The sequence below is a fragment of the Planococcus sp. NCCP-2050 genome (assembly GCF_023708025.1).
GTDB lineage: Bacteria > Bacillota > Bacilli > Bacillales_A > Planococcaceae > Planococcus.
In genome coordinates, this window is sequence record NZ_BRCX01000001.1 from 215322 (window position 1) to 240995 (window position 25674).

Annotated in this window: 24 protein-coding genes, 2 pseudogenes and 1 riboswitch; of the genes and pseudogenes, 7 read left to right on the forward strand and 19 right to left on the reverse strand. The window is 40.7% G+C overall.

What is annotated here, in order from left to right; all coding sequences use genetic code 11:
* The first annotated feature begins 15 nt into the window (after positions 1-15).
* Positions 16-2337 carry an MMPL family transporter gene (locus NFU07_RS01075; RefSeq protein ID WP_251473410.1) on the forward strand — a complete coding sequence of 774 codons (2322 nt, stop codon included), beginning with the start codon at positions 16-18 and terminating at the stop codon, positions 2335-2337.
* A gap of 145 nt (positions 2338-2482) precedes the next feature.
* Here NFU07_RS01075 and NFU07_RS01080 read toward each other — a convergent pair whose 3' ends face one another.
* The 3 genes from NFU07_RS01080 to NFU07_RS01090 all read right to left on the reverse strand — a co-directional run bounded on the left by NFU07_RS01080 (position 2483) and on the right by NFU07_RS01090 (position 5036).
* Positions 2483-2887, reverse strand: a complete 405-nt coding sequence (locus NFU07_RS01080) for a VOC family protein (protein WP_251473412.1) — start codon at positions 2885-2887, stop codon at positions 2483-2485.
* 720 nt (positions 2888-3607) lie between these two features.
* Positions 3608-4006, reverse strand: a complete 399-nt coding sequence (locus NFU07_RS01085) for a VOC family protein (RefSeq protein WP_235199218.1) — start codon at positions 4004-4006, stop codon at positions 3608-3610.
* 169 nt (positions 4007-4175) lie between these two features.
* Entirely contained in the window at positions 4176-5036 is an 861-nt protein-coding gene (locus NFU07_RS01090; protein WP_251473414.1) for a potassium channel family protein, read from the reverse strand.
* A gap of 402 nt (positions 5037-5438) precedes the next feature.
* On the opposite strand from NFU07_RS01090, the pseudogene NFU07_RS01095 reads away from it, so the two are divergent.
* Positions 5439-6766 (forward strand): annotated as a pseudogene (locus NFU07_RS01095) (IS3 family transposase).
* Positions 6767-6901: 135 nt separating this feature from the next.
* Here NFU07_RS01095 and NFU07_RS01100 read toward each other — a convergent pair.
* From NFU07_RS01100 to tenI, 8 genes and pseudogenes are all read right to left on the reverse strand, one after another.
* Positions 6902-7372 (reverse strand): annotated as a pseudogene (locus NFU07_RS01100) (peptide-methionine (S)-S-oxide reductase).
* A 34-nt stretch (positions 7373-7406) separates the two neighbouring features.
* Positions 7407-8714 carry an LLM class flavin-dependent oxidoreductase gene (locus NFU07_RS01105; RefSeq protein ID WP_251473419.1) on the reverse strand — a complete coding sequence of 436 codons (1308 nt, stop codon included), beginning with the start codon at positions 8712-8714 and terminating at the stop codon, positions 7407-7409.
* Between the two features lie 79 nt (positions 8715-8793).
* On the reverse strand, positions 8794-9546 hold the full coding sequence (locus NFU07_RS01110) for a 3-oxoacyl-ACP reductase (protein WP_251473420.1): 753 nt from the start codon (positions 9544-9546) through the stop codon (positions 8794-8796).
* Positions 9547-9641: 95 nt separating this feature from the next.
* Positions 9642-10661 (reverse strand): thiazole biosynthesis adenylyltransferase ThiF, encoded by a 1020-nt coding sequence (locus NFU07_RS01115; RefSeq protein ID WP_251473425.1) that lies wholly within the window; start codon positions 10659-10661, stop codon positions 9642-9644.
* Positions 10658-11425: a thiazole synthase gene (locus NFU07_RS01120; RefSeq protein WP_251473427.1), complete on the reverse strand. Its 768-nt coding sequence runs from the start codon at positions 11423-11425 to the stop codon at positions 10658-10660. The genes NFU07_RS01115 and NFU07_RS01120 overlap by 4 nt, the downstream gene beginning before the upstream one ends.
* 2 nt (positions 11426-11427) lie before the next feature.
* Complete coding sequence (gene thiS, locus NFU07_RS01125; protein ID WP_203339615.1) at positions 11428-11631, reverse strand: sulfur carrier protein ThiS; 204 nt, start codon at positions 11629-11631, stop codon at positions 11428-11430.
* A 5-nt stretch (positions 11632-11636) separates the two neighbouring features.
* Positions 11637-12773, reverse strand: a complete 1137-nt coding sequence (gene thiO / locus NFU07_RS01130; protein ID WP_251473429.1) for a glycine oxidase ThiO — start codon at positions 12771-12773, stop codon at positions 11637-11639.
* Positions 12774-12803: 30 nt separating this feature from the next.
* A complete protein-coding gene (gene tenI / locus NFU07_RS01135; RefSeq protein ID WP_251473430.1) occupies positions 12804-13409 on the reverse strand; it encodes a thiazole tautomerase TenI in 606 nt (201 codons plus the stop codon).
* Between the two features lie 104 nt (positions 13410-13513).
* Positions 13514-13614: riboswitch (TPP riboswitch) on the reverse strand.
* Between the two features lie 269 nt (positions 13615-13883).
* Here tenI and NFU07_RS01140 point away from each other — a divergent pair.
* Together NFU07_RS01140 and NFU07_RS01145 are read left to right on the forward strand one after the other, a co-directional pair.
* Positions 13884-14447, forward strand: coding sequence for a sigma-70 family RNA polymerase sigma factor (locus NFU07_RS01140; protein WP_251473433.1), 564 nt, complete (start codon positions 13884-13886; stop codon positions 14445-14447).
* A complete protein-coding gene (locus NFU07_RS01145) occupies positions 14444-15469 on the forward strand; it encodes a DUF4179 domain-containing protein (RefSeq protein WP_251473435.1) in 1026 nt (341 codons plus the stop codon). Before NFU07_RS01140 ends, NFU07_RS01145 begins: the two co-directional genes overlap by 4 nt.
* Positions 15470-15648: 179 nt before the next feature.
* Here NFU07_RS01145 and NFU07_RS01150 read toward each other — a convergent pair whose 3' ends face one another.
* The 5 genes from NFU07_RS01150 to NFU07_RS01165 all read right to left on the reverse strand — a co-directional run bounded on the left by NFU07_RS01150 (position 15649) and on the right by NFU07_RS01165 (position 19674).
* Positions 15649-17109 carry an Msr family ABC-F type ribosomal protection protein gene (locus NFU07_RS01150; protein WP_251473448.1) on the reverse strand — a complete coding sequence of 487 codons (1461 nt, stop codon included), beginning with the start codon at positions 17107-17109 and terminating at the stop codon, positions 15649-15651.
* Positions 17085-17267, reverse strand: a complete 183-nt coding sequence (locus tag NFU07_RS01155; protein WP_203340144.1) for a hypothetical protein — start codon at positions 17265-17267, stop codon at positions 17085-17087. The genes NFU07_RS01150 and NFU07_RS01155 overlap by 25 nt, the downstream gene beginning before the upstream one ends.
* 129 nt (positions 17268-17396) lie before the next feature.
* A complete protein-coding gene (locus tag NFU07_RS01160; protein WP_112233739.1) occupies positions 17397-18293 on the reverse strand; it encodes a macrolide 2'-phosphotransferase in 897 nt (298 codons plus the stop codon).
* Positions 18294-18654: 361 nt separating this feature from the next.
* Positions 18655-18699, reverse strand: coding sequence for an erythromycin resistance leader peptide (locus tag NFU07_RS17760; protein ID WP_203334236.1), 45 nt, complete (start codon positions 18697-18699; stop codon positions 18655-18657).
* 402 nt (positions 18700-19101) lie between these two features.
* The gene (locus NFU07_RS01165; RefSeq protein ID WP_251473449.1) at positions 19102-19674 is read right to left on the reverse strand and encodes a GNAT family N-acetyltransferase; all 573 of its coding nucleotides are present in this window, start codon (positions 19672-19674) and stop codon (positions 19102-19104) included.
* Between the two features lie 92 nt (positions 19675-19766).
* Here NFU07_RS01165 and pdxR point away from each other — a divergent pair, with 92 nt between their 5' ends.
* Positions 19767-21128 (forward strand): MocR-like pyridoxine biosynthesis transcription factor PdxR, encoded by a 1362-nt coding sequence (gene pdxR / locus NFU07_RS01170; RefSeq protein ID WP_251473451.1) that lies wholly within the window; start codon positions 19767-19769, stop codon positions 21126-21128.
* Between the two features lie 215 nt (positions 21129-21343).
* On the opposite strand, the gene NFU07_RS01175 is transcribed toward pdxR, so the two are convergent.
* Complete coding sequence (locus tag NFU07_RS01175) at positions 21344-21778, reverse strand: Rrf2 family transcriptional regulator (RefSeq protein WP_101802319.1); 435 nt, start codon at positions 21776-21778, stop codon at positions 21344-21346.
* Positions 21779-21972: 194 nt separating this feature from the next.
* On the opposite strand from NFU07_RS01175, the gene NFU07_RS01180 reads away from it, so the two are divergent.
* Complete coding sequence (locus tag NFU07_RS01180; RefSeq protein WP_251473453.1) at positions 21973-22842, forward strand: SDR family oxidoreductase; 870 nt, start codon at positions 21973-21975, stop codon at positions 22840-22842.
* A gap of 558 nt (positions 22843-23400) precedes the next feature.
* On the forward strand, positions 23401-23859 hold the full coding sequence (locus NFU07_RS01185; RefSeq protein ID WP_199876600.1) for a hypothetical protein: 459 nt from the start codon (positions 23401-23403) through the stop codon (positions 23857-23859).
* Between the two features lie 222 nt (positions 23860-24081).
* Here the strand turns inward: NFU07_RS01185 and spoIIP are convergent, their stop codons facing one another.
* Both spoIIP and NFU07_RS01195 read right to left on the reverse strand, forming a co-directional pair.
* Positions 24082-25059, reverse strand: a complete 978-nt coding sequence (gene spoIIP, locus NFU07_RS01190) for a stage II sporulation protein P (RefSeq protein WP_309296764.1) — start codon at positions 25057-25059, stop codon at positions 24082-24084.
* 240 nt (positions 25060-25299) lie between these two features.
* Positions 25300-25632, reverse strand: coding sequence for a hypothetical protein (locus NFU07_RS01195; RefSeq protein ID WP_251473457.1), 333 nt, complete (start codon positions 25630-25632; stop codon positions 25300-25302).
* Positions 25633-25674 lie beyond the last annotated feature (42 nt).

The window sequence follows — 25674 nt, forward strand, 5'->3', positions numbered from 1 at the left end:
AACGGAGTTTCACACATGTCGAGATTTTTTTACAGCATCGGAAAAACAGCATACAGCAAGCCCTGGCTTTTCATTGCCGGCTGGCTGCTTATTTTAGGTATTATTATTTCCGCCATCGTCACGAATGGCGTAAGCACAAGCAGTGAGACAAGAATTGATGGAACCGCAGCCCAAGATGTGTTGGATGAGCTTGCAGAAGAATACCCGGCAGCATCCGGCGGCCAAGGAAGCTATCTTTTTGAAGTCGCTGAAGGGCAAACCATTGATGACCCTGCGAACGCGCAAGCTCTTGCCATGGCCGTAAACGAGATTTATGGATTGAACCACGTCGTAAATCCAATGGAAATGCTGCAGGATCCTGAAGCAATGGCGCAGATGCAGGAACTGCAGGGCATGATGAGCCAGCTGCAGACGTCTGAAGTCGCTCATCGTCCTTTAGTCATCCAGGACATGCCGGTTCCCGGCGTCCAAATTTCTGAAGATGGCACCGTCGCGTTATTCCAATTTCAACTCACCAAAACAGCAGAAGATCTGAGTGAAGGTGAACGCGAAGAACTCGCGGATGCAGCAGAAATCGCAGAAGAAGGATCTTCCATCAACGTTATCCCGACAGGCACGCTGCAAGGGGTCGATATTCCAATTGGCGGCACGCATGAAATCATCGGCCTGGCGATTGCCGGAATCATCCTGGTTGTCACTCTCGGTTCCCTCATCGCCGCCGGCTTGCCGCTTGTTGTCGCTTTAATCGGCGTTGGCGTAGGTGTTGGCGGAACATTCGCTTTGTCGAATCTGTTCGAGATCAACAGCCTGACACCGGTACTTGCGCTCATGATCGGATTAGCCGTCGGAATCGACTATGCGCTATTCATCGTTAATCGCCAGCGCAATCTGATCATGTCGAAAAAACTTTCCGCTAAAGAAGCGGCAGCACGCGCAACCGGTACAGCTGGCAGCGCGGTCTTTTTTGCCGGCCTAACGGTCATCATCGCGCTAAGCGGTTTACTGGTCATCGGAATCGGATTCCTGAGCAGTATGGCACTTGTTGCTGCCTTGACCGTTTTGATCGACGTACTCGTCGCACTGACACTCCTCCCGGCATTGCTTGGGTTGATCGGTGAGCGAATCGTTTCGAATAAAACAAGAAACAAACAGCAGACAGCTACAGCTGCAGTTTCCAAACCAAGCTTTGCCCAAGGATGGATTACGGGCCTTCTGAAAGCCAAATGGGTCGCGGTGTTACTTGTCATTGCGATTCTTGGGACGCTTGCCATTCCGGTTGCACAGATGAATCTGGGCATGCCATCTGGTGCAAGCTCCAATAAAGATACACCTACGAGACAAAGTTACGATATTATTTCTGAAAGTTTTGGTGAGGGCTTTAACGGACCGCTCTTAGTCGTTGCAAAAGATAAAGACGCGGCGGCAGTCGATCCACAGGAATACTTCCAGCTGCTGTCCAATATTTCACAGCAAGACGGCATAGCAGAAGTCTCTCCAGGCGGATTTAATGAAGATGGAACTATTGCGATCATCTCCATCATTCCAAAAAACGGACCGACGGATGAAGCGACAAAAGAGTTAGTAGAAAACCTGCGTACAGATGCAGCAACTACCGAAAACACGAACGCTGAAATTGGCGTGACCGGAATGACCGCAATCAATATCGACATTTCGGAGAAATTGGCCGAAGTGTTCCCGATCTACATTGTGATTATCGTCGTCCTATCTCTATTGATACTGCTCGTCGTATTCCGCTCAATCCTGATTCCGATCAAAGCGACTGCTGGCTTCCTTTTGAGCATCATGGCAACATTCGGTGCAACAACTGCTGTGTTCCAGTGGGGTTGGCTCGGTTCCCTATTCGGCATTGATACAGGTGGTCCCTTGCTGAGCTTCATCCCGATTATGGTCACAGGCATCTTGTATGGCCTTGCCATGGATTATCAAGTATTCCTTGTCTCTTCCATGCGCGAAGCCTATATTCATGGTGAAAAAGGCAACCACGCCATTGTTAACGGCTATAAGACTGCAAGCAAAGTTGTCGTCGCTGCCGCATTGATCATGGTTTCGGTTTTCTCCGGCTTTATTTTTACGGATGATATTATGATCAAGCAAATTGGCTTCGCTTTGGCATTCGGTATTCTAGTAGACGCCTTCCTGATTCGGATGATTTTCGTGCCGACCGTCATGTCGATGTTCGGCGACAAAATCTGGTGGCTGCCGAAATGGCTCGATAAGCTTCTGCCAGACTTGGATATCGAAGGAGAAAAACTGCTCCAGGAATTAGAAAAAGAAGAAAAAGTGAAAGTAAAAAATACAGAAGAAAATCCTGTATAACGATTCTCCAAGCTGCCAGGAAACTCCCGGCAGCTTTTTTCTTATCAAGATTTCTGTACATTTATTTTTCTAACTCTTATTAAGAAAATAATCCAATAGAAAAATATGTTTTATTATCAAAAAAGAAAGGAGCTGCACATTCCTTTTATTCGTATGCACGATTCATTAAAACGATGCGCCAACCATCAGGATCTTCAATCGTAATCCCTTTTTCTTTCCAATAATTATTTTCAGGTGCGACTGCCTCAAAGCCCATGTTTCGCAAACGCTCGTAAATAGCGTATATTTCATCCTTATTGGTTATGTAAAATACTAGTAAATTATCTTTAGAAGGCGCGGGACATGGACTTCCCTCTTCATGACGAGTGAATTCTAAATGATAATCGGCATTAGGCAAGCCAATAATCACGCCATCATAACCTTGATGCTTTTCGAACCTTCCTATTTCTTCAAGCCCTAAACCATTTACATAGAAATCTATAATCTCTTCGAATTTATCCGTAGGCCTAGCAATTCTAATTTGAGTCGCTGTAAATTCTTTAAACTTCATGCGTGAACCTTCTTTCCAACAGTTTTCCATCATAAAACTGTATATTTGAAGATAGTTATTGATAAAAAATTTATCTTTTCTTAAATTTTACTCAACTCACTTCTTCCATTCTATACAACTTTAGGTTGAACAAAGATTGGTTATTTTAAATCCCTTCGTTAATTTACATTGCCTTTAAGCATTCGTGAAAATGTACGGTTACAGACAAAGAAACACGTTCTTGAGCTTTTTGACTGTAGAAATTTAAAATTTTTGCGTGCAATTCTTTAATGGAAAGAGAGGCATCGAGCTTCAGGGACTCTTTGGCAGCTCTATTTGATAAGTATCATAGCTCAATAAATTAAAGATAAAGGAACCTGGATGGATTCTTTTTTAATTTTCCTAACTAAAGCCCTTTATGACCGTTCGTAAAAGTACAGCCCTACGAATAAAAAAGAGAAAGAACTTAACATGAAGTTCCTACTCTCAATAAATTTTGATGTATCAACTATGTTTTCAAATGCCGGCTTTAAACCTTATTAATATGCTTTTGAATATATCTTTTTTGAAAGTTCAATTCATTATTGTTCAAGCCAATTGAGATTGAAATTATGAACGTTATTTATTTTTAATCAGTTACAGCCAATTAATAGATTTTATAAGAAATTCAGAAGAGCGCTAATCCTTATTACAAGATTATCGCTCGCTGGCAAGCCATGCGGCACTTCATTTACAGCAAGTTTATTCTGGCAAATTCAACTGCCACGACACCCCAAATTGATCTACCAGCCACCCGAATTTTTTACTGAATCCATAGTTATCTATAGGCATAAGTGCCTTTCCATTTTTCATCATTTTATCGTATAAGCTGTCAATTTCCTCTTCCGTATCACACGTAAGATAGATGGAAAAAGACGGAGTAAACGTAAACTCATGGTCAACATGGCTGTCGATACACATGAACTCTTGACCTTTTAATGAGAAGACAGCTTGGAAAACTGTTCCTTCTTTACCTGGCCCTTCAGCTCCGTATCGAGTGATGTTTTTAATTTCTGAATCCTCGATGAGGGATGTGTAGTAATTCATAGCTTCTTCCGCCTTACCGCCTTGAAACATTAAAAATGGTGTGATGTTCTTCATATTTTCCTCCCCTATCTACTTGTAACTTTAATGGACTGTTTCAACTACTTTTAAATTCTGAAGATTTTTAAGTATTGGATAGGCTTCCTGAAACCATATTTGTTTTTACTTTAACATACACCTAAAAAGCTTTTTATCTATTTTTCAATTCTTACTTCAATTGCTGTATCTATTTATGTTCTTTTTTACCTGGCCATTCTCTGGCATCCGCTTGAACTAATTGAAGCAATTTTCTTCGATGGCCTTCGAGTGCCCCAACCCTTTCTTCAAAACTCTCTTTAGAAACAATCGGCATACTTGCAGCTTGAATCTCAGTTAGATCAATACGAGGTGGAGAATCAGCTGCGGATCGGCTGGCCTCCCCTTTAAATGTATTTAAGTAGCTAATTATCCCTGCACGAACTTGCTGCAGGAGGAGTTGATTAGGCACATACTTCTCCGGAATACCCATTTGCCAAATAGTTACTGCGTCATCCAATTGAGCTAGTACTGGAGCTATCGCTTTATTCGAATTCTCGCTATAGTAATATTGAAGAATCGGATAGGCCTTTTTTTGTTCAGCCAAAGTGGACAATTGGGCGGCAAATGTATTCAGCAATAAATCTGCGTTTCGAAAGTCTTTCCCATTCCATGAGTTTTTGATTATTTCTTTGCTGCTTTCTCCCATAGCGGTTACACTATCGGCAAAAGACCGTTGTTGGATAACCGAATTGATGACGGAAAGAATATAAGTGACACTCATCGTGATCAACAGCATGCCAGTTCCAGATGCGAGAATGGAAGCAATTTGCCATCCCCCTTCTTTCGGGCTGTATTCCCCGTTTCCTAACGTGATAATGGTATAACCAGCGTAATAAATTCTTTCCACCCAAGAAATCGGTTCGTTATCGGTTGAATCCGATATCGCGCTTTCACTTCCGGCAAAAACGAATGTCCAGCCCATCCATACCAATACTATCCATAAATTAATAGTCAAGGTCATGATAAGAGGACCGGAAAAGCTAAGAAATTTCGGAACTTTTTTGCTCATTCGTTTTAAACTCTTCCAGGTAAAAGTAGCTAACCGATCGGTTATAGGACCGGCTCCTCCATCTACCCATAAAGTGGTCCATAAAAAATCAATGATTCCTGCCGTTAACAGAAGAATCCCTATTAAAAAATAAAATATTTCCACACCTATTCCCCCGTTTCTTCTTTATTATTTACCTACCCTCTCTATCTCAATTTAGTAGGAAATTACTTAACAATTTTCTTTTCACAAGATTAAACGATTCATAAACGTGCATCTCTACGAATAAAAAGGGAAGAAACCTTAATCGTGAACTGAACCCCAAATGGTAGACACTTTAAAAAAAGTGACCCCATTTGGGGTTTTTTCTGTTTTCAGACCCCGGTATACTAGATTTAGCTAACTTGGACGGGAGAAGATCATATGAGTAAAATTATATTCAACGAACACCAACAACGGGTCTTGGAGGCGAATCCGAATGTCGCTTCCGTATCCGATCGGGCGATTCAGTACACGCCGGAATTCAAAATCCATGCCGTGAAAGAGAACTTAGCGGGCAAAGGCCCTGCCCAAATCTTTAGTGAAAGTGGTTTTGATTTAACGGTTATCGGTTCAAAAAAAGCGACGTCTTCTTTGAACCGTTGGCGGACGACGTTTAGAACGTATGGAGAAGAAGGCTTTTTTGAAGAGCGTCGTGGAAAAGGCAGTACCGGCCGCCCTTCCACCAAAGATCTCTCGGCGGAGAAGAAGCTGGAGAAAGCGGAAGCACGTATCAAATACCTGGAAGCGGAAAATGAGTTGCTAAAAAAGCTCGAGGAGCTCGAGAGGCAGGCGAAGAAACGCAGCTGACCCCAGCGGAAAAATTCGAAGCGATCAACACAGTGGTCCGGAAATTCCAACTGAAGAATTTGGTGGAAACTCTTTGCCGCACAGCGAGGGTCAGCCGGAGTGGCTATTACGCCTGGCTAGAGAAAACAGAACAGCACGCCATTCGCGAAGAACAAGACTACCAGGACTACCAGTTGCTCAAAAGCATCTACGATGCGCATCGAGGGAAAATCGGGTATCGCACCTTTTATATGGTACTCACTGAACTGTTGGAAACGCCTATGAACCACAAGAAGATCCTGCGTCTCATGCGCAAATTCAATCTCTTTGCCAAAATCCGGCGAGCGAATCCCTATAAGCAAATCGCCAAAGCCACACAAGAACACACCGTATGTCCGAACTTGTTAAACCGCGAGTTTGAACAAGATGAACCCGGCAAGGTATTCGTCACTGATATCACGTATCTGCCCAACCGTTCGGGGTAAATGGCGTATCTGTCCGCCGTAAAAGATGTCGCCACCCGTGAAATCGTCGCCTATGAAGTCACGACGACGCTCACGATGGAAATTGTTTACCGTACGTTGAAGAAATTGAAGGAAGCGTTGGATGGCAATGTTCACCCGGAAGCGATGATTCATTCCGATCAAGGCTTTCACTACACCCATCCCGAATACCAACAACGTGTGAAGGAACTGAAGTTGACCCAATCCATGTCCCGCCGGGGCAATTGCCTCGACAACGCCCCCATCGAATCATTTTTTGGTCACTTTAAAGATGATGTCGATTTTAAACAAGCAACCAGCCTGGATGAACTGAAAGGGCTGGTGGATGAGTACATGGAGTATTACAACGGAACGCGCAAGCAATGGAATCTAAAAAAGATGACTCCGGCACAATACCGAAGTCATCTAATCGCAGCCTAGCTGCAGGGTACCTTTTTTATAAACTGTCCATTAAATGGGGCGCAGTTCAAATAAGCCTCTTCTCTCCCTTTTTGTTTAAATAGCTTTTAGTCATTAAATAATTGCTTTAAATAGGAATTTCATTCTAAACGTTCCTTACTTATATTTAGTTAAGACTTCTAATGGAATATGACAATATTCGCCTGGATATCTGGCTAATCTGTCTTGGTGTTCCTCCGCACTTCTCACATAATTTACAAGTGGCAGGATCTCTATCACTATGCGGCTATAATCGTTTCTCTCACTGAAAAACACCTTTGCCTCTTCTAAATGTCGTGGCGTTTCGCTGTAAATACCTGTTCTGTATTTCTTACCAATATCTGGCCCTTGCTTATTCAAGCTTTAGGGATCAATGATTTCAAGCAAATGACCTATCAATCCCCTGAGTGTTATCATACTCGGGTCAAATTCAGTTTTTACACATTCTGAATAGCCATCATAAGCTCCTTCGAGTATGTGGCTTGTTCCATTGGCTCTTCCTGCTTCTGTGAATTTGACGCCAGGTATAGTTTTTATAAAAGCCTCAACTCCCCATAAACATCCACCTGCTAAATAGATTACTTCCATAATTGGCCTCCCATTTGTTTTTAAGCTCTGTTAACTATGATAATCCTAAATGGTCGCGTAAGGTATGCCCTTTATATTGCTTTCTGAAAATCCCTCTTTTTTGCATTTCAGGGACAATGAGTTCAACAAAATCTTTTAAACTGCCTGGTAATGTAGGAGGCATCAGATTGAACCCATCAGCCACACCTGCCTCGAACCAAACCTCCATCTGATCAACAATTTCTTCAGGAGTGCCAATCAGTGTAAAATGTCCACCGCCTGCATTAAGGTATCCTAATAGTTCTTTTACGGTAGGCCGGGTATCCTTAATGATTTCAAGTATCGTTTCGTATCGGCCAACCGGACCCTTAAATTCTGCTATAGAAGGCAATGCGGGCACTTTTAGATCAATTTCCCAATGTGAACAATCTTGCTGAAGAAAGAAACTTAGCTGTTTCAAAGCTGTTTCTACAGGTAATTTTTCATCTAACGCAGCTTTTTTGGCCAGTGCTTCCTCGTGAGTACGCCCTACATAAGTGACTAAGCCGGGGAATACCTTAATGTGCCGATCACAGGCTCCGTTTTGCTTAATTTGTTCATATAGCTTTTTACGGTACTTTTTTGCTTGGTTTAAGTTCCATGACACGGAATAGACGGCATCTGCATATTTCGCAGCCAATGCAATGCCTTGTTTAGATGCTCCTGCTTGCATGGCAACTGGCCTGCCTTGAGGGCTTTTCGGTGTCGTGGAAGGACCTTTCACTTTAAAATAGGTGCCCTTGAAATTAATAGGATTTATATTTACAGGATTGATCAATTGTTTATCTGCCCGATTGTATAAAACCTCGTGACTGTCCCATGATAAAAATAGCTTATGCATGACAGCGGCGAATTCGTCAGCCTTTTCATACCGTTCATCATGGGGAGGCAATTCGCTCATACTGTGGTTTAACGCTTCCTCATCCCTCATCGAGGTAACGAGATTCCATCCAACCCGTCCCTTCGTAATATGGTCCAGGCTCAACAATTGCCTTGAAGCAGTGAAAGGATTTGAAAAGGTGCTTGAGATCGTTGAAACCAATCCCACATAATGTGTCACTTGAGAAATAGCAGTTAGATTGACCACTGGATCCAGCCAAAAGGCTGGCATTTCATTTGGATCGTTGGCCAGGAACGAATGGTTGTCAGCAAAGAACACGGCATCAAAGCAGCCTTTTTCGGCTAATTGCGCTAGAGATTGGTAATATGAAATGTCCCCAATGCGTTCAACACTCGAATCTGGCATCAACCAAGCAGCCTGATGGTGTCCACAGCCATATAATAAAACACCTAAATGAAGTTGTTTCCTTTGCGTCTTTTTCAACTAGTCACTTCCCTTCCTTTATCATAATTGACTGCGTAAAAAGTCTTTTTCACAAAACTATCTAGTGCAAATGAAGTTATCAGTTCATCGTCAAACCGCCGTCTACTGTGAGGTTTTGACCTGTAATTCCGTCAGCATTTTCCGAAGATAAATAAGCCACCATATTGGCTACATCTTCAGGCGTCGTCACTTTCTTCAATGGCGTTGATTGAGCAATCAAATCGAATACTTCCGGGGTTGTGACAGAACTGGCATCAGTCGTTTTCAATAAGCCCCCTGAAACGACATTCGCTTTTATGCCGTATTGTCCCAGTTCCGAAGCGATATTGCGTGTAAAACCGATCAATCCAGCTTTAGCTGTTGTATATTCATGGTAAGGTACGACCGGATTTTGATATAAATTGGTGCCAATACTGATAATACTTCCATTTCGCCGCTCCATAAATTGCGGCATAACGCTTTGTACTACATTAAATGCGGCCTTTAAAGTGCCATCTAGCTGTTTTTGATAATCCTCCCACTGAAGGTCAGTAAAGGATTTTTGTTTGTTCGGATCAAATTTAAAATCTACCAATGCATTGTTCACGACAACATCTATTTGACCAAAATACTCTGTTGCTTTTTTTACCATCGTCTCGACTTCCTGACGATTTGTAACATCAGCACAAATCGCAATCGCATTATCCTTCCCTAGCTCAAAAACAAGCTCCTCAGCGGCATCTTTGCTCTTGTAATAATTGATGACCACTTTAAACCCTTGCTTTACCAATGTTTTTACTATAGAGGCTCCCAGCCCTCTGCTGCTACCTGTGACCAATACGATTCTGTTCATTGCAACCACTCCTCATTTTTAATTTTCCTAAACTGGAATAATAAACTGATAGATAAAAAATATACGACCTCAAACAACAGTACGATAAAAGCACCTTAACCTAAATACCGGTGGTATAAAGTTTTAGCTTCAGAAATGCTTTTCGTTCCATGAATCAAAACACGGCCATCCCTAAAAATAACAAGACGATGTGCTGCGGTTGAGAAAGAAAGTAGAAATGGATTACGTGCAACCTTTCCTGACTGTCTGGACAAGGTTTTATCCAAGCTTTCCAAGTCTCTTTCTATCGGTTGAGAGGGACGGATCTGAACCGTATCCCTACCGCATAAAACGGCAGTTTTTGTTTGGTTTGAGAAAGAAAGGTACGGATAAGAACGCTCCGCTCCACAAGAAGGGCAATCCTCTTTTTTCATCTTATCGACGTTGATCGATGATTGTTGATTTTCCCATAAATCGAAGGAGACCAGCTTATTCCTTAAATGAAGTCTATCTTCGACTAGAATTTTTAATGCCTCTGAAATTTGGAAAGACAGGACCATTTGGACAGCAGGGCTGATGATTCCGACCGTATCACAGGTAATGCCTTCCATTGGCATCTTCTCTAACAAGCAATTCAGACACGGAGTTTCACCAGGAAGAATTGTATAACTGATTCCATAACTTCCAACACACGCACTGTAAATCCAAGGGATCCGATATTTTTGGGAAATATCATTGATAATCATCCGAATATCGAAATTATCGCTGGCATCAAGAATCAGATCAACGCCTTCCACCAATTGCTCCATTTCTTCGACAGAGACATCCATGACATGACAGCAAATTTCCACTTCAGAATTAATAGTCGATAGCCGTTTTTTAGCCGCCACTGCTTTTGGAATCCGCTGTTCCGCCTCCTCTTCTGTATAAAGCTGCTGGCGCTGAAGATTGCTCCACTCCACATAGTCCCGATCTGCGATAGTAATTTTGCCTACCCCTGCCCTCACTAACATTTCGGCACTTCCAGTTCCCAATGCCCCAGCACCGATTATCAAGACATGCTTGTTCCCCAATTTCTCTTGTCCTTCTATCCCGATTGGCGCAAAAAGCTCCTGTCTTGAGTATCGTCCACTCAACCGATACTCATCCCTTCAAGCGGGCTGCTGGCAGTGGCATACAGTTTTTTGGGAATTCGCCCTGCTTCAAACCCAAGTCTTCCTGCTTCGATGGCTAGCCTCATAGCTCTGGCCATTTTCACCGGATCTTTCGCTCCAGCTACAGCTGTATTCAGCAAGACTCCAGCAGCTCCCATTTCCATTGCCATAACAGCATCAGAAGGTGTTCCGATTCCAGCATCGACAATAATAGGAACACTTGTCTGTTCAATGATGAAAGAAAGATTCAATGGGTTAATGATTCCTTGGCCAGAGCCTATGGGAGAGGCTCCGGGCATAATGGCGTGGCAACCTAATTCTTCGAGGCGTCTTGCCAGCAGAACATCGTCTGAAGTATACGGCAAGACGGTAAAGCCTTCTTTTAATAGCTCTTCTGATGCTTTCAATGTTTCAATTGGATCAGGCAGCAAGGTTTTGGGGCAACCGATCACTTCCACTTTAATCATGTCACAAAGCCCCGATGACTTAGCGAGTCTTGCAATCCGTACCGCTTCTTCGGCAGTCTTGGCACCGGCTGTATTCGGGAGTAGGGTGTACTTTGAAACATCCAGATTCTCAAGGAAATTCGGCTGGCTTGCTTCAAATATATCCATCCGTCGGACTGAGAACGTTAGAATCTCCGTACCTGACACATCTACCGCTTCTTTTTGGATATCAAAATCTGGATATTTACCCGTACCCAATAACAATCTTGAAGAGAATTCATGATTTCCTATTTTCAACATGTTCATCCGCCTCCTACAAAATGCACTAACTCAATTTTATCTTTATCGGAAATTGAGGTTTCTGCATGTTCTGCTTTTTCTAGTATTTCAGCATTTTTTTCGACAATGACCACTTTTTGGTGCAATTCAAAATGCTGCAGCAGTCCGGCTATCGTTTTCACTGTGTTGGGTACTTCTATTTGATCTCCATTTACCGTCAATATCAATTTCTTCACCCCATTATTGGATTGTTTTTTCTGGTTGACCGATCAATACGAAAAGAGGAGATATCAATTGAAGGAGATTTTCCTTCAATCAAATCAGCCATCACCTCCCCAGTAATCGGTGACAATAAGATGCCATTTCTAAAATGGCCAGTTGCTATAAACAGCCCTCTGTAATCGGGATGTTCACCTAAATAAGGCAAGCCATCAGCCGTTTGCGGACGAATTCCAGTCCATGCTCTTTCCCACTCGCCCAGTAATATGGAAGGCACCAATCTTTTTGCATTTTCCATTAACGAAAAAATTCCCTCTAAAGTGACTTGCTGATTAAATGTATTCGGTATGACGGTTGCTCCTATAATGATTCTTCCGTCTTTTTTCGGAACAAGATAGCAGCCTGGTGTGAAAATTGTGCTTGATAATAAGGGAAACTCTGTCCGTACAGAAAAACACTCGCCTTTCACAGGATACATTTTGAGCTGTAAGCTTATCTTCATTAACAGCTTCTCGCTCCAAGCCCCTCCTGTTACTACAACGTTGCTGCTCATATAATCGCCTTCATTGGTAGTAACGCCTGTGACTTTTCCATTTGAGAAATGAAAGGAATGAACTTCTACATATTCTTTAATCACGCAGCCAAGTGCTGAGGCAGATTTTAAAAATCCTAAAGCCAGCTGTGGAGCTGCTACTTGTCCATCTTTTTCAAGATACATGGCGCCAATTACCTCATTGGACAATGCCGGCTCTCTTCTTCTCGCTTCTTTACCTGTAAGCAATTCGGCTAGTTCCCCGTTCTGTTTATGGATTTCACTGATTCGATGGTGTTCCTGCTGCTCCCGATCAGTTAAGGCAAGCCTTAGCATTCCCTTATTCACAAGTTCAATATCAACTCCGCTGGTCATTTTCAGTTCATCTGCTAAGTCGCTAAATAGCGCCCTGCTGGTCCTGGCTAATTGAAAAAGCGGACCTTCTCCATCCAACTCGGCTTGGGCGCCCAGCATCCCAGCTGCCGCTCCAGATGCTTTACTTGCAAGCCGGTCTTTTTCCAGCAACAAAACCTTCATTCCTCTTTTCGCCAAATTAAAGGCTATTGACCCGCCGTTGACTCCGCCGCCGACTATTATGGCATCATACGTTTTATTCATTGAATCCCTCCTTACCATTGCAAGAAAATATTATTTAGATAAATAGGAACGATATTGCTGTACCGCCTGCAAAGGGTCTTCTGCTTCCAATATCCCTGACATTACAGCTACTCCTTGTGCTCCCGCTTCGATAACATCCCTACTATTTGTCGGTTTTATCCCCCCAATCGCGATAACTGGGATAGAAATTGATTCAGAAATGAACCTCAACTGTTCTAACCCTTTCGGAATGAGTCCTGGTTTTGATTGAGTTGAATATACATGACCGAATATTACATAATCAGCACCTTGCTGCTCGGCAATTTGAGCTTCTTCAAGGGAATGGACGGAACAGCCAACTGTCAAATCCTCAAATTTTCGTTTTACAATTTCAACAGGCAGCGAATGATAGGCTAAGTGAACTCCTTTCACATTTGAAACACAGGCAACATCCGCCCGGTCATTAATTATTATTTTTGAAAGAGGAACTTTTTTGCTTTTTAAAAACTCCACTATTTCATATACTTCTTTTGCTGTTTTCGTTTTTTCACGAAGATGGATGAAATCGATGTCAAAATGAATCCTGCCGATGATATCTGCTAATTGTTCCGGCTCTTGACTTCCTGTAGAGATAATATGCAACTTTTTAGTTTTCATGTATTTTTTCCTTCACTCCCTCCCTAGTGCATAAAAAATACCTGCCAAATAAAAAAACCACTCCAGCGATGGAGTGGTTTTGATCATATTTTAGGAATAGATAAAATACATAGCAACCACTTCCCTACGCTAGTTTCAACTAGATCAGGTTCAAAGGGTCCGGATTGCTCCATCTCAGTCTTAAAAGACTCCCCTAGTGTTTTTATATTCAGTTTTCGGAATATCTAAAGTAAGCGTATCACCTCTCGCGTGATTTATCCAGTTCATTCTAAATATTGTTAATTAATTATTACCTTTCGTAAAAGTACATTTATACGAAAAAAAGGAAGGAAAGAAACAAAAGCTCCTCTTCATTCCTTCCGATAAGCCCTCATATGTAAACTGATCGCTAAATATAAAAAGTTGAGAGTTATTGCTCTAATGATTCGATATAGTTAGTGAGAAAGCTTTTTCAATAAAAGAAGGAGAATTTACATGAGAAGTAATGCGACAAATTTTATTAAGCGGTTAAAAAGACAAAAAGAAGACGCACTCGAATATATGATTGATCACTACTCATCCCTTATTTATGCAATTAGCTACAAAATTTTGTCCGGTATCAGTAAAGATGCCGTTGATGAATGCGTAAATGATGTTTTTCTAACGGTTTGGCAACATGCCCAGGAGTTTAAAGGGGAACCAGAAGATTTTAAAAAGTGGATTGGGACCGTAACAAAATACAAAGCCATTGATCGCTTCCGCCAGCTCGAAAAACAACGAGCGCGAGAAACAAGTGATGAATTGCTTCATCAACACGCTACTAGTGAAGACATCCAGATGCATCTCTTAAAAAAAGAAGAAAAGAATACGCTTTTACTTGCGATGAGTACATTGCCAGACCTTGACCGTGATATTTTCATCATGAAATATTTTCAGTCCTTGTCCAATCCAGAAATAGCTGCTGCGCTCAATCTCACGATCCCGGCCATAGAAAATCGATTGTATCGCGGAAAGAAAAAATTATCGACTAATTTGCGTTTAAAGGAGCGATTAACATGAAGGAACAATACAAAGATTGGTTAGACTTAGACATCGATCAAATTGAACTGAAGCCTTTATCCGATATCAAGAAGAAGAATATCAAAACTTATGTGTTAGCAAACAACAAATACGAGAAGAAGAAATTCAATATGCGCCACCTTACTACAGCTGCACTACTAGGACTGAGCGTTGTCACTGCAAGTTATTTTGCACTGCCAACGGTGGCAGGACAAATTCCCTTCATGCAAAATGTCTTAACGTATTTTGAGGACGAAGAACTTCCCAATACGTATGCGGATTTAGCAACGGTCGTAAACCAAGTCCAGACGAGTAATGGAATCGATGTAATGATTGAAAATGCTGTCTACGACGGCACAAATGTCATGATCACGTATGCGGTTCAAACAGACCTGGCACTCGGAGATAACCCAAGAGCTGAAGGATGGTTAGACATAAAAGAATCGTCTGGAATGGGTGGCACAGGCTCAATTGATAAAATTAATGATACAACTTATGTAGGCCTGGAGAAAGTAACCCCTTATTTTAAAAAAGAGAATCCGGAAGAAATACATGTTAAATGGATACCCCAAGCCTTTACCAATAATCAAACGAGTGAACAAATTGAAGGAGACTGGCAATTTGAATTTAAGTTGACTCAGCTAGCAACAAACCTTCTGCCGTTAGGTAAAACGATACAAGCAGAAGGAATTAAATTAACGATGGTGTCAATTGAACGTTCTAAAATGGCTGCCGTTCTACAATACGAATTTGACGTAGAAGAGTCCATTTTACAGGAATGGCCAGGTGTTTCCATCGAAATGAGCGAAGTTAAAGATAATCTGGGCAACGTCTATGAGGTAAACGGAAATGGCGGAGTCAGTTATGATAACGGTGCTTCAAATGAAACGAAAGCGACCATCTATTCACTGGATGAACGCGCCACTTCTTTGACAATTACACCTGAAATTTATTACTCCAAAGAAATGGGAGAAGGGCTTGAGACAGTCCCTATGGACCCGATTACAATTGACTTAGATTAGCTACATCTCACAAACAATTAACGCTATTATAAATAAAACCTCGAGCAAGGACACTTTCTAAAAAGTGAAGCTGTTTGGGGTTCTCTTTAATAATTACACAAAAACCTATATTTATCTTTCAAGTAATTAAAGAAACAAAAAATAGTCATCGACTAATATCGATGACTATTTCAAGTTCCTTATATCAATTGCAACTTCTTATTACTTAGGATGTACTGAATATCTGCTGTATTTCGGATAAAGAACTCATCATGGGAAACAAATACGATGGTGCCTTGATAGGCCTTTACGAACTGCTCTAGTGCTTCAATCGCTTTAATATCTAAAAAGTTAGTTGGTTCGTCCAATAACAGGATATTATAAGAACCTAGAAAGAGTAAACAAAGCTGCAGCCGGATGGCTTCTCCCCCGCTTAAATCTTTCACCTGTTTTAGCAAGTCTGTATCCACAAACTGCATCGAGTGAAGGACACTCCTTAAAAAGCTATCCTCATGTTCCGAACGATTTTTGATGTAATGGAAGACAGTCTCATCACCGCTGAACTGATAACTCATTTGCTGAAAATACCCAATCTTTGCTTTAGGAGAAATGGTCAATTGCTCATCTTTTCTCGCAATTCGTTGAAGCAATGTACTTTTACCACTCCCATTCACACCTGAAATCGCAATCTTTTTACCAAGTGGAAGTTGGAAGTTCACTTCTTCCAATAATATATTATCTCCGGCATATAAAGTGAAACGATCGGCCATGATTGGAAATTTATTGTGCAGCTCCAGTGCTTTCTGATGTGGAAAAACAATCGGCTTCTCAACTTGAACCGCACTCACCTCCTCAAGCTTCTCCATTCGCTGCTCGATTGCCTTGGCCGCACGATGTACCGCTTTCTGGCTTGTGCCTTTGGATTTTGTCTCAAACATTCGATTTGCCATGGCCTTTGATTCCTTCTTCGAATATTTTCCGGCTTGGGCAACCTTCTCTGCTTTCTTCATCTTTTCTTTTGCAGCTTTTTCCAGTCGGTTCTTTTCTTTTAAGAACTGTTCGTGAGCTTGATTTTGTTGTTCCCATTCCAACCTTTTTTGATTCATGTAGTCGCTATAATTTCCCGAATACACATGCACTTGCCCATCCTGGACTTCCCAGATCTTTGTCACAAGTTCATCCAACACGGCCCGGTCATGGCTGATGATCACCAAAGCACCATAGTAATAGCGAAGTTCTTCGAGCAAATACGAAATGCCCTGCTTATCCATATGAGTGGTTGGCTCATCCAGTAATAATGCTTCATAATAATGACTCATTAGCTGAGCGAGCTTTAATTTCGTCTGTTCTCCACCACTCAGTGACTCTAGATTTCGTGGTACCGCTAATTGCCTAAGCAATGCTGGATCAATACCGGCCTCTTCTTTTTTAGGAGTCTCCAGCTGTTTAAAGTATCCTGGCTCAACGTAACTCTTCACTTGCCCCACTGTTGGCTGAATTTCTTTCGCTAATAATTTCAGTAATGTGCTTTTTCCTGCACCGTTTTTCCCCACAATGCCAATGCGGTCAAACTGGTGGATAGCTATATCTTCAATTCGCAAGATTTCTTTATCTAAATAGGACACTTCAATATTTTTTAATTCAAAACAAAGTTTTTCCATTTTGCTACCTCCGAAATTTTTAATTTCGTACCGATAGCCAAGATCGATACGAGCTTCTGCTTCAAGCCCGCATCAATCAATAAAACAATAAAAATTGCATTACGTTCCCCTCCTAATTCAAATTTCAAGTTACCATTTACAGGTGATGGCATTAACAACAATCGAACATCCTGTAACAGCAAATAAAGCAGCTATAGTTGTTGCTTCTGCAACAATTCCTGCATTCGCAACTACACCCTTTGCGTTAAACTGATCGTTAAGCACAGCTAAACGACCAGTCCATTTCATTACATTTCGCTAGCGAGCATGTGTGCAGCTGTTTCGTGCATCTCTTGAAGGCCTGAGATTTCTGCAAATTCAGCTATAGTGATGGCGCTGGTTGTAAGAAGTTCTACAATATGCTCATCCATTCTTGACCACGTTTTTCCACCGGCATTTTCATAAGCATTGATTAACTTTGTTAGTCCATCATTCCCAAAAAGAAGGTGATGGGACAGGAAATCGACAGATACATCAGCAATCCCTACTTCTGTCCAGTCAATTAAGCCCGTTACTTGATAGTTTTTATTAATAAGGATATGACCCGGATGTATGTCCCCGTGTTTCACTCCTACATGGGAGGGCCAAAAAGAGTCTTCGGCAAGCCATGCTTGCCAACGGTCCCATAAAGCTGGATTGATTTCGTATTGTTTCTTTACCCGTTCCATTCGCTGTTTCAAGGAAGTTCTTAACTCATCGGCACGAAGGGTTTCAACCCCGATATGTTTGAATTCTTCCTGAGGCAATGCGTGTAAATCTGCTAGGACTTTGCCTAGTGATTGATAATACGCAGGTGGAACATTGGTTTCATCAAAACTCCAAACATAGTTCTGTTGCTCCACATCAATCGTCGCTGCAGGAATGCCCTTTAGTTGCTTATAAGCAACTAAATCTTCAGAGAAGATAGACCAATTCGGAACTTGAAAGCTCGCTTGTTGGTGAAGGATATCTAACGCTTTTTTCTCTTGGCCTGCATGTCTCATTGACTCAGGTCTACGCGGAATTCTTAAAATCCATTTATCTCCATGTTGATCTTTGGCGTGGACTACTTGAAAGTCAACACCCGACTCATTGATTTTGATGCTGCTTTCTACAATATCCAATCCTCTATCCGCTGCTAATTGTTTAAGTTTAAGTGTATTCAAGTTTATTTCCTCCAATTGTTTATTCTAATGAATTTGTTTGATTCTATTTTCTTGTATTCTCTCCATGATCTGCCGCACATTTGACAAACTCATGGTGATTCCAGAAAATAAAAAAACTCACAGACGGCTTGTCTGTGAGTAAAAGGGATATTACTAATCAATTAATATCAGGTAAATAAAGATAGATTTCATACAAACTCCTTTAAAATCCTTGTTGAAGAAAGAAAACTACAGAATTATAAAAGGTAGAGTTGTACCTCTTCTTTAACTATTTTAATTTTATAGAGTGAAGATTATTAAAAAAGGACAGACTTATCCCGTTTACTCTGATTTCACAAACAGAGCCTTTGAACGTATTCAATTACTGATTCAAAGTCGGGAAACGAAGTTTCATTGAGTGTGTCATTTTTTAATAATCCTCCTTATCGAATAAGCGTACATTCATCATTGTAAATTACTAAATAAAGTTTGTCAAAAGAGTTGGCTTGTTCCATCTTCCTGGAATTCATTTATAGAAATTAATAATTTCATAGGAGTTTAAAGTTCTACTTGATGCACCAATTATTTCTACACATAAATTGACTAAGGAATATAAATGCATTTCTAATTAATTAGCGTTCGTAAAAGTACATATTTATAGACAAAAAGGGAGAGTCGATGCTAATCAAAGCGCACCTTCTCTCCCTTCATATATAAGCAGCTTCCGATAACCTCATGATATGTAAACGACTATTTATATGGCGCACTATCCTTAGAGTAAAAACTCAAAACTGAAACAGGTCTTAAAATAAAAATATTTTATAAATTATTACTCTATTAATATCTTGTGGAAGCGTTCTTTGACTTGTGGCCAATCTTCTTTTGTCACACTGTACATGACGGTATGTCGAATTGTTCCTTCTTTGCGAATCATGTGGTTCCTCAAAATCCCTTCTTTAATGGCTCCGATTCTTTCAATGGCGCGTTGTGAACGGATATTTTCATGACCTGTCTTGATTTGGACGCGATTCAATCCCAGTTCTTCAAAACAATACGTCAACAATAGAAACTTGCAATTGGTGTTGATATTCGTTCGCCAACTTTTGGGATTTAGCCATGTTGAACCGATTTCTAATCTTTTATGTGGCATGGAAATATCGAGAAACCAAGTAGCCCCAATAATCTTCTTTGACTCGATATCTACAATCACAAAAGCAAACTCTGTTCCAGCTGCTCTCTTTTTTTGAGCATCTTTTACATATTGTTCAACATTCCTTTTGTCCGTCAAATCCACCGACATGTGTTCCCAAATTTTGTGGTTATTCGCTGCCTCCCAGATTTCTTCTATATGGCTGCTTTCCATCGGCACAAGCTTGACAACTTCATTCTCTAAGGTTTTCATTTCCCTCACTCCTTTCTATCATTACACTTCATTTCTGGTATGCTTAACATAACCAATTTAGATTAATTATTACATACCAGGGAGTGCTTGAAGTGGAACTGCAAGTAACATTTCCAAAAGGAACCACGAAATATATGGCCATTTATGAACACATTAAACAGCTCATTCTGCAACAACAGTTAAAAGCGCATTCAAGAATGCCCTCCAAACGCGAATTAGCCAATCAACTGAATGTCAGTATATTTACCGTACAGGAAGCATATGCCCAATTGCTGAGTGAAGGTTATCTGTACTCAACAGAGCGAAGAGGTTATTTTGTAGGCGAGATTGAAGTCCCCTTCCAAGAAGAAGATGTCCTTCAAAAAGAAGAATTTCTGCCAACGATAAAAGAAGAGTCCTTGAATTTTAGAAACGGGCAAGTTGATCCAATAGAATTTCCATACAAAGTTTGGAACCGTCTGTATCAAAAGTTTCTGGCTCCTGCCCATGTTGCAAATGGTTGTTGGCAAGGGGAACCCGAATTACGGAACGAAATTGCAAACTATTTGCGCCAATCCAGAGGATTACATTGCCAGGCAAAACAAATTTTCATTTTCAGCGGTACCCAACAACAATTAAGTTCCCTGTGTCAATTCCTCCTTCCTTCTAAAATAGGAATGGAGGAACCGGGTTTTGTTCGAGCAAATGCGGTATTTCACCAATTAAACATACCGGTTTTACCTCTAAGGTTGGATTCTGAAGGCTGTACCGTACCGAAACAGGCAGTGACACTTCTATATACAACTCCAGCTCATCAATATCCACTTGGCACCGTAATGTCGATCAACAGACGCCTTGAATTGTTATCGTGGGCAAAAGCTTCTTCCAGTTACATCGTAGAAGATGATTATGATTCAGAATTCCGTTATCGAGGCGCCTCAATTCCAACGTTGGCTCATTTAGACGCTTTGAATCAGGTAATTTATTTTGGGTCATTCTCTAAAACCTTGCTGCCTTCTATTCGAATCAGTTATCTTGTCCTCCCCTTATCTTTAATGAAAGAATATGAAGCATTCAATGCACTGCAAAAACCCACTGTTTCCAAAATCGATCAGTTAGTCGTTGCAGAATTCATTAAAACAGGAGGGTATGAAAAGCACATCGCCAAAATGCGAACCCTTTACCGCTCAAAGAGAAAGTGCTTGATTGAAGCGATAGATGAATTTTTGGGAGAAGATTTTTCTGTTAAAGGAGATGAGGCTGGACTGCATATCATTGTCCAATTACCTGCCTACTTAACGGAACAAGAAGCAATTGCAAGGGCTGATTCGCTCGGCATTGAAGTTGATTCCGTATCCCATATGTATCAAGAAACAAAATCCACCGACCGAGTGATCATTGGTTATGGGGCTCCGACTATTGGAGAAATTCGGAAGGGCATTCAATGGCTTGCATCGGTCTGGAAAAGTCCCTAAGTTAAATTTTTAAGGATGGGTTTCATACTTATCAACCGTTCGTAAAAGTACACTTTCCCAAACGCAAAGAAAGAGAAAAAGCTGTATTAGCTTCTTCTCTTCCTATAAGCCCTCATATGTTAACTAATAATTTTACACATCATAAAATAAACGATTATTTTAATAAAAATATACTTAAATAAACGAGTATAGAACATTTCTTTAAGAAATCCTATCTATCCAATATTTTCTCCAGCAACAATATCATTCATCACATCTTCTAATGTTACATTTTTTAAAACTTTCTCCATTGCCCCCTGTGCGGTCGCAAATATTGGTTCTATAGTATTTTGGATATTCCGGCCAACGGGACAATTAAGCTGTGGATTTTCGTGTATACTGAATAATTCTTTATCTTGAACAACATTTACCGCTTTATAGACATCGAACAATGTAATATCAGATAGTTTCATTGTAAGTTTTGCTCCTGCAATACCTGGGTGTACTTCGATCAAACCAGCTTTTTTAAGCATACCCATGAGTTTCCGTATCACTGCTGGATTTGTGTTAACGCTCGAAGCTAAAAACTCAGAAGATGTTATTCCATCTTTATTAAATTCAATTAGAGTTAATATATGAATTCCGACAGCAAATCGGCTGCTAATGGACATTTACCTTCACCTCTTTATAAATTTCTATTTCTATATCTAATATCATGTAATTAATTTAGTTACAAGTTTATTGTATCAAATAGCAAACAAAAAACAAATATCGCTATCCCTGTTGACAATACAGTTACAAGTAACTAACATGAATACATGTAATCACTATTGTTACATCAAAAGCGAACTAGGGGGATTGGAAAATGAAAATATTAGTTACAGGGGCAACAGGAAAATTAGGTTCGAAGGTTGTAGAAGCATTATTGAAAACCCTGCCTGCAAGTAAGCTGGCGGTGAGTGTCCGGAACGCCGAGAAAGCAGAAGGGCTTCGTGCTCGTGGAGTGGAAGTTCGTCAAGCAGATTTTGACCATCCAGAAACTTTGGATAAAGCATTTGAAGGAATTGACCGCTTATTGATCATCTCTGCGGATGGCGACAATGAAACGAGAATCCACCAACATACTAATGCTGTCCAAGCAGCGGAACGTGCAGGAGTAAAATTCATTGCCTACACAAGCTTAGCCAATGCTAAAGAAAGCAAAAATCTTATGGCGCCGCCTCATGTCGCGACTGAAGAATCCATTATGAAGACTGGTATCCCCTACTCTTTCTTGCGCAACAACTGGTATTTTGAAAACGAAATCGGAAGCATTCAAGGTGTCCTAGCAGGAGCTCCATGGGTCACTTCTGCCGGTGAAGGCAAAGTGGGCTGGGCATTGCAACAAGATTACGCAGATGCAGCGGCAGCGGTTCTGGTTGGGGACGGCCACGACAATACAGTGTACGAACTTTCAGGTCCTCTTTTAACCCAAGAAGAATTGGCATCTGCTCTTGGTGATATATTGGGTAAAGAAGTGCCTGTACAACAAGTGAGTGACGAAAAATATGCAGAGATCATGAAAGGCTTAGGTTTACCCGATTTTGTGATTCCGATTGTTGTAGGAATCCAAGAAAGCATCCGCAACGGTTCACTTGAAGTGGAAAGCAACGATTTCGAGAAAATTCTTGGTCGCACACTGCCGATCAATGAATCATTGAACCAACTTATTAATACAATTTCACAAACTAAATGAAATTAAAAGAATCGATATGATGGCATAATTGAGTCTTAGAGTCTCCTATCATATTCAAAAAACAAGAAAACATAAAAGTTAATATTTTTAAAACCTATAAAAAATATTTTTTTAAAAGCTGGGCATTCTGCAAAGAATGTCTTTTTTGTTTAGTTTTTTCAACCAATATTCAAACTCATATTTCAGTTGCTTCTCATAACTCTCTTGGTATATTAAAATCATAATTCCTTTCTCTTTCTTAAGGTATACCTAGAGAATTAAGCACAACCATTCGTAAAATTACACTTTTAAAGACAAAATGAGAGGTGGATGCTAGTCAATGCATCTTTACTCTCCTTCTGTATTTGAATAGCCTCTGATAAATTATGATATGTAAACTAATTTAGCATCTGTCGGAATTCCTCTATTCACTCACATAATAAATATATACTTCCATTAAACAACTTAAATTGATAAGCAATAGGAAACGTGGTAAAACTAAAGTAATTATAGACCTTGCCTCTGACTAGATTTCGCGAGATGGAAAAAATTCCACTTGAAGCATAGATAGTAGGGTAGTTGAAGAATTTTAAATCAAGTTTTAAAGCCAGAGCTTCTTTGCCTTTCACTGGAATATACGAAGCAGGAGGTGAAAGTATGTGCATTCCCCATAATGAAATTGAACGTCAAGCGTATATTATGAGTGAAAAAATCAGAAAGAATTCTATCTACAAACCGATCAGGCTTGATTTCATTAACGGAAAAAGCACTGAATTTAAGAATCAGGCTTTAGAAGACATTGGAGACGGAAAAGACCTTCCTTTAGTTAGTCAAATAATTTTAGAAGATAAAGAAGGCACACGTTTCGGAATAGAACCAAATGAGATTGGATTACGTTATGCTGCAGGAGAAATCACTTATAAGGAGTATAAACAGTTGCAAAACAAAGAAAGTAAACTGTTTATAGGATACGTCACAGCGCTATCAAGCGGCTTTCTTTTGATAAGCTGGGCGGCTCTGAAATTGTTTTTTATGTAGCCATCAAAACTTAGCAGTTGTGTCTGTTGCCAATCAATTGAATGATGATTTTGAAAAAGAAGCGTAAAAACAGGCAGCCAGAACAAATCGGGCTGCCTGTTTTTATTTGTATCTGTGTCAACATTAGTGGCAATTTCAATACATACAAAAAGGAAGAGTAAAAGCTCTATCTCCAGTCCTTTCTTTTCGAAAGTATTGTAATACAGAAACTGAAAAATCCGATTACCTTTCACCATGCCAATAATAATCACTCAGTACTTCGGCAAATGCTTCAATCGTCCGGCTAATTTCTTCCGCCGTATTGTCCACTCCGCCAACTTCAACAATCACCGATTGAGGCGCAAGGTCTTGATTATAAACCCCATTTCCTTGGCTGCTGTCTTTTTCTAATATTCCTCTGGACAAGCCCGGGTATCTCTCTTCGATCTTTTGATGTAAACCGGCTGTGAACGACAGGTTCTTTTCAAACTCTGCGTGGCCTGTTCCAACGACAAACAGCAATTGCGCAAACGCATTTCCTTTAATTTCTGTTGTTGTGGAATCTTTTCGCAAAGAATCCCGGTGAATATCTAAGAAAACTTCCAGATTGCGGTTTGCTTTTTGGGCAGCCTGGACGTGTTCCCGTGATACCGGATAAGAACTGCCATAATTCAATCCTCTGGCATCGAGTTCTTTTCCAATGTCTGAAGCGTCTACTTGCGTCCCGATGCCACGGCGCTCCATCGCTTCTCCGAGCATCTTTCCGATCAACGTGACGTTTGCTGTCGCGTGATAGGCTTCTTCCGGCTTTTCAGTGGTTTTTAAATACGTCAAGAACGCTTCTCGGCTATGGGAGTGATAAATGTACAGTACATCTTTTCCATCAGTTGTATGCATCGGATCTATTTCTTTTGGGTGTCTTCTGTCTATAAAATATCTTTCAATGTTTGCTCTAATCAGTTCTCTATCCTGGAACAGGCTTTCCATAGTGGGCTGGAATTCATCTCTGAATCGCGGATATATAGGTCTTTCCGAATTGGCTGCTTCACCAGCCTGTCCATCAGCGGTTTCATTTGATGATTCCAAAAGTTCAAAGTAAACATTCTCCTTGTCTGTTTCAATAGAAGATGCCACATCCACCCTATTTTGTTTCTGATTTTCATTCTTTATAAAGTAATAGCCGAGCACGAGGCATAGAACCAGCAAAAACAGCAGAAGCACAAGAGTCAGATTCGATTGATCACGCCTTCTCCTTTCTTCTTAAACTGTTCTTTTCTTTTTGTTATCCAAAACCATGAAGGACCTTCCTTTTCTCAACACGCCTCTTTCACACCTTACGGGCAATGGGCATTCCCGTTATTTTCGTTTGAGCATTTTCGGTTTATCTTTCTTTATATCGGCTGCGTCTCCTTTTCCTTAACACTTTAACTGGTAAAAGGATCTTTAGAACGGCTTTTTCCCCTAGAATCCAATCAGGTCAATCAAATGAAAGTCATTCAAGGTAATCCGATTTCCGCATCCTTTGCAGGTGAAGCTCAATTCAAAATCAATGGTTTCTGAAAACGTATTTTCGGTAATCTGGTCCTCCAGGAGTTCTCTTCGTTCTTTATTGCTTGTCGCTTTGCCCAATTCGTTAATAAATTCTTCCTGAAAATTCTCGATGACCTCGTTCTTCCAGCTCACACCTATCCGAAAATTCTTTTCGACTGAGTGGATGCCGACTTCACCGTTTCTCTTAGATGGAGTTAATTCGTCAATTACCTTACACTCTTCACAAATGATTTGAATCTTCATTTCCCTCTCCTCCAGTTGAAAAGACTCTGGGTGCCTTATCTA

Excerpts from the sequence above, each read along its gene's own strand:
- NFU07_RS01110 (WP_251473420.1), bottom strand. The coding sequence starts at position 9,546 with ATGAACAGAATCGTATTGGTCACAGGTAGCAGCAGAGGGCTGGGAGCC.
- NFU07_RS01120 (WP_251473427.1), bottom strand. The coding sequence starts at position 11,425 with ATGTTGAAAATAGGAAATCATGAATTCTCTTCAAGATTGTTATTGGGT.
- thiO (WP_251473429.1), bottom strand. The coding sequence starts at position 12,773 with ATGAATAAAACGTATGATGCCATAATAGTCGGCGGCGGAGTCAACGGC.
- NFU07_RS01180 (WP_251473453.1), top strand. The coding sequence starts at position 21,973 with ATGAAAATATTAGTTACAGGGGCAACAGGAAAATTAGGTTCGAAGGTT.
- NFU07_RS01075 (WP_251473410.1), top strand. The coding sequence starts at position 16 with ATGTCGAGATTTTTTTACAGCATCGGAAAAACAGCATACAGCAAGCCC.
- NFU07_RS01195 (WP_251473457.1), bottom strand. The coding sequence starts at position 25,632 with ATGAAGATTCAAATCATTTGTGAAGAGTGTAAGGTAATTGACGAATTA.
- NFU07_RS01175 (WP_101802319.1), bottom strand. The coding sequence starts at position 21,778 with ATGTCCATTAGCAGCCGATTTGCTGTCGGAATTCATATATTAACTCTA.
- NFU07_RS01080 (WP_251473412.1), bottom strand. The coding sequence starts at position 2,887 with ATGAAGTTTAAAGAATTTACAGCGACTCAAATTAGAATTGCTAGGCCT.
- NFU07_RS01090 (WP_251473414.1), bottom strand. The coding sequence starts at position 5,036 with ATGAGCAAAAAAGTTCCGAAATTTCTTAGCTTTTCCGGTCCTCTTATC.
- NFU07_RS01150 (WP_251473448.1), bottom strand. The coding sequence starts at position 17,109 with ATGGAAAAACTTTGTTTTGAATTAAAAAATATTGAAGTGTCCTATTTA.
- tenI (WP_251473430.1), bottom strand. The coding sequence starts at position 13,409 with ATGAAAACTAAAAAGTTGCATATTATCTCTACAGGAAGTCAAGAGCCG.
- NFU07_RS01085 (WP_235199218.1), bottom strand. The coding sequence starts at position 4,006 with ATGAAGAACATCACACCATTTTTAATGTTTCAAGGCGGTAAGGCGGAA.
- NFU07_RS01165 (WP_251473449.1), bottom strand. The coding sequence starts at position 19,674 with ATGAAAACCTTAGAGAATGAAGTTGTCAAGCTTGTGCCGATGGAAAGC.
- NFU07_RS01140 (WP_251473433.1), top strand. The coding sequence starts at position 13,884 with ATGAGAAGTAATGCGACAAATTTTATTAAGCGGTTAAAAAGACAAAAA.
- NFU07_RS01145 (WP_251473435.1), top strand. The coding sequence starts at position 14,444 with ATGAAGGAACAATACAAAGATTGGTTAGACTTAGACATCGATCAAATT.